The 1,149-nt window shown below is 40.3% G+C and carries 1 pseudogene; it reads right to left on the bottom strand.

The features are described 5' to 3' along the window. Nucleotides 1-100 precede the first annotated feature (100 nt). Nucleotides 101-970: pseudogene (locus A3763_RS15685) on the bottom strand (phospholipase D-like domain-containing protein); the annotation flags it as partial. Nucleotides 971-1,149: the final 179 nt, after the last annotated feature.

The following is a 1,149-nucleotide window of genomic DNA, read 5'->3' as shown; positions in this document are numbered from 1 at the left end:
TTTTGAATAATGCTTCACTCATATTCTCTTACCGCCTCCTATTCAATTATTAAAAATTAACAGAGGCGACAACTATCCTGACACAGGGGGAATCAGATACTTACTTAACAGCCACATCAATCTTATCAATCAAAAACCGCCCGAACTCAGGACTAAGCTCTAACTTATCGCTACCATAATTTATTGACTTCAAATTAAATCCACCAGCCTTCGTAACAGGTATTTGAGGATATAGTTCGTTAAATTCATTAGCGAGACGGTTTCGTTCTAGATCAAATTCCCACCACCTACTACCAAAATCTCTAGAATAGTTCTTCGATTCAATATACCACCCCCACCGTTTTAACCATGGAGCCTTTTCAATTTCCTCAGCGGTTGCAAACTCAGGTCTGCCAGTAGCCCTAAAATAAGATAGTAGTGAGCAAGACCCTATAGCTGTAGTAATTATGTAATCACCCTTTGCAATCGCAACAGGTTTCTTTGAGGAGGAAAAATTTTGTTTCTGGAATTGCTGGGAGAAATCCTGCCTATCATCCTTCCAGATGGGACTATCGGTATGCCCTATAGGTTTGAGAAAGTATTTTGGATTATGGTTGGCATTGTCTTCGGCACTTGTAAGCACTCCTAAAATATCGGCCTCAACCTCTGGTTTAGCAGTCCAGTTAGGGTTTATATCTGCATAATGCTCCGCGTGCATACAAGCGTTCTTGACTTGAGTTTCCGTTATACCTTCAAGGTCTAAATCTGCAAATACTTCGTCTTTGGCTTGTTGAATGACATCTTCATCGCTAATTAACATTCCCCACTCTGAGTTGTTACTGAGACCATTTCGAGTAAAGTTTGCTGAACTTAGTAACAGTTTCTTGTAAGGCGTCAGATCAAGAAAATACAGTTTCCCATGAAGCGAATTATTTATATGAATTGAGATGTTTATATCTCGGCGTTTTTCAAGGTAGTTGTCGCCTGAGCATTTAAGCTGCTTGTTTTTCCTTCTCCGGGTTCAACTTAACGTCACCCACTTTCTCCCAGTTCCGCGTAGCTTTTGACCACCTTATTTGGTTCTTTCTTTTCATCTTGCGATAAAGCTCATCCCTCTTCGATAATATTTCTTCATCCAGACCTAAGTGCCTTTGCTCTGGGGTAACAAAG

This window comes from Oleiphilus sp. HI0128, from assembly GCF_001635365.1.
This window is presented reverse-complemented; position numbering and strand designations above follow the sequence as displayed.